The following is a 7,406-nucleotide window of genomic DNA, read 5'->3' on the forward strand; positions in this document are numbered from 1 at the left end:
TCCGGATCCGCGTCGGCCAGGGGAACGGACGCCGGGCCCGCCGGCGCGGTCACACTCGAGAGCCGGTGGAGCGCGGCCTCGCGGGCGGGATCACCGGGGTCCGCGGGACGGGTCCGGGTGTCGGGGAACATGGGCCGACGCTAGCCCGGCGGGGGCCACTCCCGGACCCCGCGGAGGTCTCTCAGACGTCGTCCTGTGGAGAGACCGGGGGGATGGGGAATGCGGTGTCGACGAGGTCGGTCACCGAGACCCCCACGGTCCCGGGCCCCAGGTGCCAGGCCAGGACCTCGTCGAACTCGACGACGAGAACCCGCTCGGGGAACGGGGTCTCCTTGCGGATCTCGGTGGCCATCTCGCGGGCACGCTCCAGTGCCTCGTGCTGGTGGACGACCACCAGGACGTCGCCCCGGCCGACCTCGTCGCGCAGCAGCGCGCGCAACCTCTCGTGGGCCTTGGTCGTGGTCCTGGCCTTCGCCGCCAGGTCGACCGAACCACCACGCAGCACGATGATCGGGCGCATGGCCAGCGCGCTGCCGAAGAGGGCGGCGACGGCGCTGATCCGGCCACCACGGCGCAGACTCTCCAACGACTCCAGAGCGGCGAAGGTGGACGCTCCCCGGCAGATCCGCTCGGCGAGTTCGTAGGTGGCGGACAGGCCGAGCCCGTTGTTCGCCGCCCAGGCGCACTGGGCCACCGCGGCGCCGAACGCCATCCCGGCGCACCTGGAGTCCGAGACCAGGACGCGACCGCCGAATCTCGTGGCCGCGTCGGCGGCGGACTCCCACGTGCGGGAGAGATCACGAGAGAGGTGGACGGAGACGATGCCCGTGCAGTCCGGATCGTCGAGGAGTTCCTGGTAGATCGCCGACAGTTCGTCCGGGGTCACCGCGGCCGTCGAGACCGCCCGGTCCCCCTCCTCGACCACGTGGAGGCCCACCACGGTGATGCCGAACTCGCGGACCCACTCCTCGGGGAGGTCGGCACTCGAGTCGGTGACCAGGCGGATGGTCATGGCTGCACCACCGGGGGCGTGAGACCGGCATTCCACTGGTCCAGTCGCCAGAGCACGTCGCGGGCGCCCTCGGTCGTCGGCCCGATCTCCGGGGTCGCGGACTGCCCGCTCCAGGACGACCCGGGCCGCGGGTGCGCGGACAGCTGCACCCAACAGGTGTTCCCGAGACCGTTGAAGATCGGGTACTGCTCGACCGGCAGCTCGATCAGAGCGGCGGTGAGGGCGGCGATCGCCCCCCCGTGGGCCACGAGGACCGCCGGGTGCTCGTTCCACCCCGGCGAGGCGTCCACGAGTTCGTCGACCACCTGGCGGGTCCGCCGGGCCACGTCGAGCCGGCTCTCCCCCTCCGGCGGGGACCACCGTGGGGTGCTGCGCCACCGCATCCGCGCGTCGGGCCACAGCTCGTCGACCTCGGAATGGCTCATCCCCTGCCACGTGCCCAGGTGGGTCTCGCGCAGGCGCGGGTCGGTCCGGACGTCGAGCCCGACCTCCGAGGCCAGTGCCCGGGCCGTCTCGCGTGCCCGCTGCAGGTCGGAGGAGAGGATCGTCCACGGTCGACGGTGTGCGAGGGCGCGACCGACCGCGTGGGCCTGCTGGACGCCGAGTTCGCTGAGCTCGGTGTCCAACTGGCCCTGCATCCGCAGCGAGGCGTTGTAGTGCGTCTGACCGTGACGCAGCAGGATGAGACGACGGGTCACCGCGGTGTCAGAGCCCCTGATCCCGCTGCGGCTCCTCCGGCGCGAGCGAGTCGTCGGCGCCGCTCGTCGCGGACTCCGGCCGCCCGGAGGTCTCGACGCCCTCGATCTCCACGACCGGGCAGTCCTTCCACAGACGGTCGAGCGAGTAGTAGTCGCGCTCGTCGACGTGCTGGACATGGACGACCACCTCGTTGTAGTCGAGCAGCGCCCAGCGCCCCTCGCGAGTGCCCTCCCGACGCAGCGGCTTGTGCCCCGCCTCGCGGAGCTTGTCCTCGATCTCGTCGACGACGGCGTTGACCTGACGTTCGGTCTCGGCCGAGGCCAGGACGAAGCAGTCGGTGATGATGAGTTGGCCGGAGACGTCGAGCACGACGATGTCCGTGGCCAGCTTCTCGTCTGCGGCGCGGGCGGCGATGCCCGCCATGTCCAGGGCCTCGGGGCTAGCGGTCACTGATGGTTCTCCTCGGTGTGGTGGTCGGTGGGGACGAGCTCGCGGTGTGCCGGAGCCGTCGCGGCGGGGGTCCCGTCGAGCCTGGTGGAGCCCTCGGGGCGGTAGAGGTTGCGTTTGGCGATGTACTGGACGACCCCGTCGGGGACGAGGTACCAGACCGGGGCGTCCTCGGCCGCACGCCGTCGGCACTCGGTCGAGGAGATGGCCAGCGCGGGGATCTCGAGCAGGTGCACGCGGCCGTCACCGATCTGAGCGAGATGCGTGTCGGACAACTCGAAGCCGGGGCGCGAGACCCCGACGAAGGTGGCGAGCTCGAACATCTCCTCCCAGCCGCGCCAGGTCAGGATCTTCTCCAACGCGTCCGCGCCGGTGATGAAGAACAGCTCGACTCCGGGGTTCTGTCGCAACAGGTCCCTGAGGGTGTCGACGGTGAAGGTGGGGCCCCGCCGGTCGATGTCCACGCGACTGACGGAGAACCGGGGGTTGGAGGCCGTCGCGATGACGGTCATGAGATACCGGTCCTCGGCGGGCGAGACGGTACGACCCCGCTTCTGCCACGGCTCCCCGGTGGGGACGAACACCACGTCGTCGAGACCGAAACGGTGGGCGACCTCGCTGGCCGCCACCAGGTGACCGTGATGGATCGGATCGAAGGTCCCGCCCATCACTCCGATGCGGCGTCCGGCGCCCGCGGCGGTCCCCGTCGTGGTCATGGTCGCCGAGTCTATCGGTCCGGCACCACGTTCCGCTCCCTCGCGTGTCCGCGCCCTCACACGGGCAGCAGGCCCGCGACGACCGCCGTGAGCTGCTCGACGTTGCGGCACTCGTGCATGGGGACGTACTGGGAGTACAGCCTGGCCGCCGAGTCACCGGTTCCCCACTGCCTCCTGGGCTCCGGATTGAGCCAGTGGGTGTGCCCGACGCGCTCGCTGACGAACTCGAGCGCCTCCACGGCCGGGTCGCGGTAGTTGTTGCGCCCGTCGCCCAGGATGAGCAGCGAACCCGTGCGGGTGAGCGTGTGGGCGTAGCGGTCCGCGAACCCCTCGAGCGCGTGCCCGTAGTCGGAGTGCCCGTCGTAGGTGACGATCTCGGCCTCGCGCACCATCCGGCTCATCGCCGATCCCAGGTCCGACCCGGTCTCGAAGAACGAGGTCACCTCGTCGGTGGTGTCGACGAAGGCGAAGACCCGCACGCGGGAGAACTGCTCACGCAGGGAGTGCACCAGCTGGAGCGTGAAGTGACTGAAGCCGGCCACGGACCCGGACACGTCGCACAACACCACCAACTCGGGGCGCGCCGGCCGGGGCTTGCGCAGCACCAGCTCCACCGGCACCCCGCCGGTGGACATGGACCGGCGCATCGTCTTGCGCATGTCGATGGCGCCCTGACGGTGACGACGACGACGTGCGGCCAGGCGACTACCGAGCTGACGTGCGAGGGGACCCACCCGCCGACGCAACGTCTGCAGGTCCTGGTCGTTGGCCCGCAGGAAGTCCACCTGCTCCGCCGCGGGACCCACCGCGTAGTCGGCCACCCGGTCGCGACCCACCGTCTCCGCGGTGCGGCGCCGGGTCTCGTCGGCGACCTCGCGCAGGAAACCCCTGACCATGTCCGCCGCCGAGTTGGCGGCCGCGGATTTCTCGGCGTGGCGCTTGGAACCGTCCGGGTCGAAGGGATCGGCCCCCATCAGGCCGTCGAGGATCTTCTGCATGATCGCGCTGGTGTCCAGTGGACTGAGGGCCTGATAGGCGGAGTAGCGCGGACCGCTCGCCGAGTCGTACGAGCCGAGCTGTTCCACCAGGAGCTCGGCCAACGCCCGGGCCCTGGCCCGCGACTCCTCGGTGTCCTCGAGCAGAAGCGAGGCGATGAGTTCGTTGAGCGCCTCCGGGTCCACCTTGCCGTCGTCGTCCGTCGGGATCTCCACCTCGAGTGCCACCCCGTCCGAGGCGGAGTGCGCCCCGATCGCGGGGGGGAACCACAGGTCGAAGAGCTGGTCGAACACGCCTCGGTGGGTGGGCTTGTGCAGGATCGTGGCGGCGAGCGCCTCTCTGAGCGCCGCACGGTCGAGCAGGTCGATGTGGACCATCGCCGCGGCCGCGTCGACCGCCTCACTCGGCCCCACGGGGATGCCCTTGCGGCGCAGGGCGTCGACGAAGTCGACGAGGTGCCCGGACAGCCCGCCGGGCGCACGCGTGTTCATCTCGCCTGACCTCCTGATCGCCGCACGCTAGTTGAGCCGCAGCTCGGCGGCCGCGCGGAGCTGGTCGGACTGGTGCTTGAGCACCACTCCGAGGGTCTGCAGGACGGTCTCGTCGTCGATCGTGTCCAGGCCCAGAGCGACCAGGGTGCGGCCCCAGTCGATGGTCTCGGACACGCTCGGCACCTTCTTGAGCGCCATGGCGCGCAGCACCCCGACCACCCGGACCAGCTGCTCGGCCAGCCGGTCGTCGAGCTCCGGCACCCGCGATCCGAGGATCTTGCGCTCCAGTTCGGGGGTCGGGAAATCCAGGTGCAGGTAGAGGCAGCGCCGCTTGAGCGCCTCGGAGAGTTCGCGGGCCGCGTTGGAGGTCAGGACCACGAACGGCTTGCGGACCGCCTGGATCGTCCCGAGCTCTGGGATCGTCACCGCGAAGTCGCTGAGCACCTCGAGCAGCAGGCCCTCGATCTCGATGTCGGCCTTGTCCACCTCGTCGACCAGGAGCACGGTGGGCTCGCTACGCCGAATGGCGGTGAGCAGCGGGCGGGACAACAGGAACTCCTCGGAGAAGACGTCGTCCCGCGTGGAGTCCCATCCCTCCCCCTGGCCGGCCTGGATGCGCAGGATCTGCTTGGCGTGGTTCCACTCGTACAGGGCCCTGGCCTCGTCGACGCCCTCGTAGCACTGGAGACGGATGAGCTCGGCCTCGGTGGCCGCGGCGACGGCCTTGGCCAGTTCGGTCTTGCCCACGCCCGCCGGCCCCTCGATGAGCAGCGGCTTGCCCAACCGGTCGGCCAGATACACCACCGTCGCGGTCGAGCGGTCGGCCAGGTAGCCCTGGGCCCCGAGACTCTCGATCACGTGGTCGATGCTCTCGAATGCCGGTCGTTGCGCGGTCCGGGCTCGGTCCATGGGTGGGTCCTCTCGATGTCTCGGTCGCCCGGGGTGGGGCCGGGTGTGGGCGGTGGCCCGGGTGGAGCGGGTCAGGGACGCACGTGTCCCTTGCCGTGGGCGATCCACTTGGTGCTGGTGAGTTCCTCGAGACCCATGGGCCCGCGGGCGTGCAGTTTCTGGGTGGAGATTCCGATCTCGGCGCCGAAGCCGAACATCTCGCCGTCGGTCCACGCGGTCGAGGCGTTGACCATGACCGCGGCCGCATCGACCTGCGCACAGAACTTGTCGGCCACCTCGATGCTGCGGGTGGAGACGGCCTCGGTGTGGCCGGAGGACCAACGGGCGATGTGGTCGATCGCGGCGTCCACGCCGTCGACCACCTTCAGCGCGATGTCCATGCTCAGGTACTCCTCGCCCCAGTCCACGTCGTCGGCGGGGACGAGTCCCTCGCGGTCGCCGTGCACGGTGACGCCGGCGGACTGCAGTGCCCCCACCACCCGGTCCACGGCGGCGTCGCCGAGGGCCTCGTCGAGCAGGACGGTCTCGGTGGCGTTGCACACGCTGCAGCGGCGGGTCTTGCCGTTGAGCAGCAGACTGATCGCCTCGTCGATATCGGCGTCACCATGGATGTAGAGGTGGCAGTTACCGGTCCCTGTCTCGATGGCCGGGACCTTGGCGTTCTCCACCACGGCCTGGATGAGCCCGGCACCGCCGCGGGGGATCACCACGTCGACCAGCCCGCGGGCCTGGATGAGGTGGGTGACGGACGACCGGTCCTCCGAGGGCAGGAGCTGCGCGGCGTCCACCGGCAACTCGTGCTGTGCCAGTACGCCCCGCAGGACACCCACGAGTGCCTCGTTGGAGTAGCGGGCCGATCGCGAACCGCGCAGTAGCGCCGCATTCCCCGACTTGAACGCCAGACCGAACGCGTCGACGGTGACGTTGGGGCGGCCCTCGTAGATCATGCCCACCACGCCCAGCGGAACCCGGACCTGACGTAGCTGCAGCCCGTTCGGCCGGGTGGATCCGCGGGTCACCGTGCCGATGGGATCCGCCAGTCCCGCGACCTGACGGAGGCCTCCGGCGATGCCCTCGATCCGCTCGGCGGTCAGCCGCAGCCGGTCCAGCATCGCCTCGCCGGTCCCCTCTTCCGTCTGGTCGGCGATATCCCGCGCGTTGGCATCGAGGATCTCCGCCCGCGAGGCCACCAGCGCGTCCGCCGCCGCCAGCAGGAGCGCGTTCTTGCGTTCCGTGGTGAGCAGGGCCAGCTCACGCGAGGCCGTCCGGGCGCGACGGGCCGCGTCGTGGACTGCGTCGCGCATCGGGTCGGCGGGCCGATCGGCGCCGGGGTGGCCGGTGGTCTCAGGAGCGTCGAGGTGGCTGGTGGTCATGGGGGTCAGCTTACCGGTGCGCCCGGGGAGGTCACCCGCACGAGTCAGACCGTGAGGACGGCCCCGGTCTCGCGGACGGCGAATTCCCGGAGACGACGGGCCAGGTCCGTGTCGCGGGCCCGGTCGGACCGGTCGCACGGGCCGGGCGCCCCGAGGATCTGACTGAAGCCTGTCGGCCCGATATAGGAGGCCGCCGGGAGGTCCTCGGTCGCGGCGTACAGGAGCGGCCGGGCCCCGTCGGCGGCAGTGGGGACGATCCGTCTCCCGAGTAGCTTCAGTACAGCGTTGACCGGGGGGAACGGGGTCGGGTCGAGGATCGAGGTGGCGGCGAACCCGGGGTGGGCCAGCTGGACGTCCACGGTGGAGCCGGCGGCGGTGAGCCGGTTCTGCAGGTCCAGCCCCCAGAGCATGCAGGCGAGTTTGGACTGCGCGTACGCGGCCGCCATCGAGTACCGGCGCGTGCGGAAATGCGGGTCCTCGAAGCCGATTCGTCCCTTGGCGTGCGCCATCGACGCGGTGATGACGACCCTCTCCCGGAGCAGCGGCAACAGCAGCTCCGTGAGCAGGAACGGACCGAGGACGTTGACCCCCAGGTGCAGCTCGAAGCCGTCTGTCGTCTCCCGCCTGGTCTTGCTCATCAACCCGGCGTTGTCGAGCAGGATGTCGATCGGTTCCGTGCAGGAGGCGGCGAACCCACGCACCGCGTCCAGATCGCCCAGATCGAGCTGGCGGACCTCGGTCGAACCGCCGATCTCGGAGGCGG

General features: G+C 70.7%; 8 protein-coding genes. All 8 read right to left on the reverse strand.

What is annotated here, in order from left to right; all coding sequences use genetic code 11:
- Nucleotides 1-181: 181 nt before the first annotated feature.
- A complete protein-coding gene (locus G6017_RS14685) occupies nucleotides 182-1,012 on the reverse strand; it encodes a DegV family protein (RefSeq protein ID WP_179524948.1) in 831 nt (276 codons plus the stop codon).
- Nucleotides 1,009-1,710: a histidine phosphatase family protein gene (locus G6017_RS14690; RefSeq protein ID WP_182609839.1), complete on the reverse strand. Its 702-nt coding sequence runs from the start codon at nucleotides 1,708-1,710 to the stop codon at nucleotides 1,009-1,011. Before G6017_RS14690 ends, G6017_RS14685 begins: the two co-directional genes overlap by 4 nt.
- A 7-nt stretch (nucleotides 1,711-1,717) precedes the next feature.
- A complete protein-coding gene (gene rsfS / locus G6017_RS14695) occupies nucleotides 1,718-2,161 on the reverse strand; it encodes a ribosome silencing factor (protein ID WP_182609840.1) in 444 nt (147 codons plus the stop codon).
- Complete coding sequence (gene nadD, locus G6017_RS14700) at nucleotides 2,158-2,874, reverse strand: nicotinate-nucleotide adenylyltransferase (protein WP_179524945.1); 717 nt, start codon at nucleotides 2,872-2,874, stop codon at nucleotides 2,158-2,160. The genes rsfS and nadD overlap by 4 nt, the downstream gene beginning before the upstream one ends.
- A gap of 56 nt (nucleotides 2,875-2,930) precedes the next feature.
- The gene (locus tag G6017_RS14705) at nucleotides 2,931-4,361 is read right to left on the reverse strand and encodes a vWA domain-containing protein (RefSeq protein WP_182618023.1); all 1,431 of its coding nucleotides are present in this window, start codon (nucleotides 4,359-4,361) and stop codon (nucleotides 2,931-2,933) included.
- 27 nt (nucleotides 4,362-4,388) lie between these two features.
- On the reverse strand, nucleotides 4,389-5,270 hold the full coding sequence (locus G6017_RS14710; RefSeq protein WP_179524943.1) for an AAA family ATPase: 882 nt from the start codon (nucleotides 5,268-5,270) through the stop codon (nucleotides 4,389-4,391).
- A gap of 71 nt (nucleotides 5,271-5,341) precedes the next feature.
- Nucleotides 5,342-6,574, reverse strand: coding sequence for a glutamate-5-semialdehyde dehydrogenase (locus tag G6017_RS14715; protein WP_182609842.1), 1,233 nt, complete (start codon nucleotides 6,572-6,574; stop codon nucleotides 5,342-5,344).
- A gap of 113 nt (nucleotides 6,575-6,687) precedes the next feature.
- Nucleotides 6,688-7,406: SDR family NAD(P)-dependent oxidoreductase (locus G6017_RS14720; RefSeq protein ID WP_182618025.1), on the reverse strand; the 719-nt coding region annotated here is incomplete at its 5' end.

Origin of the sequence: Dietzia sp. B44, from assembly GCF_014145245.1 — a bacterium.
GTDB classification, from domain to species: domain Bacteria; phylum Actinomycetota; class Actinomycetes; order Mycobacteriales; family Mycobacteriaceae; genus Dietzia; species Dietzia natronolimnaea.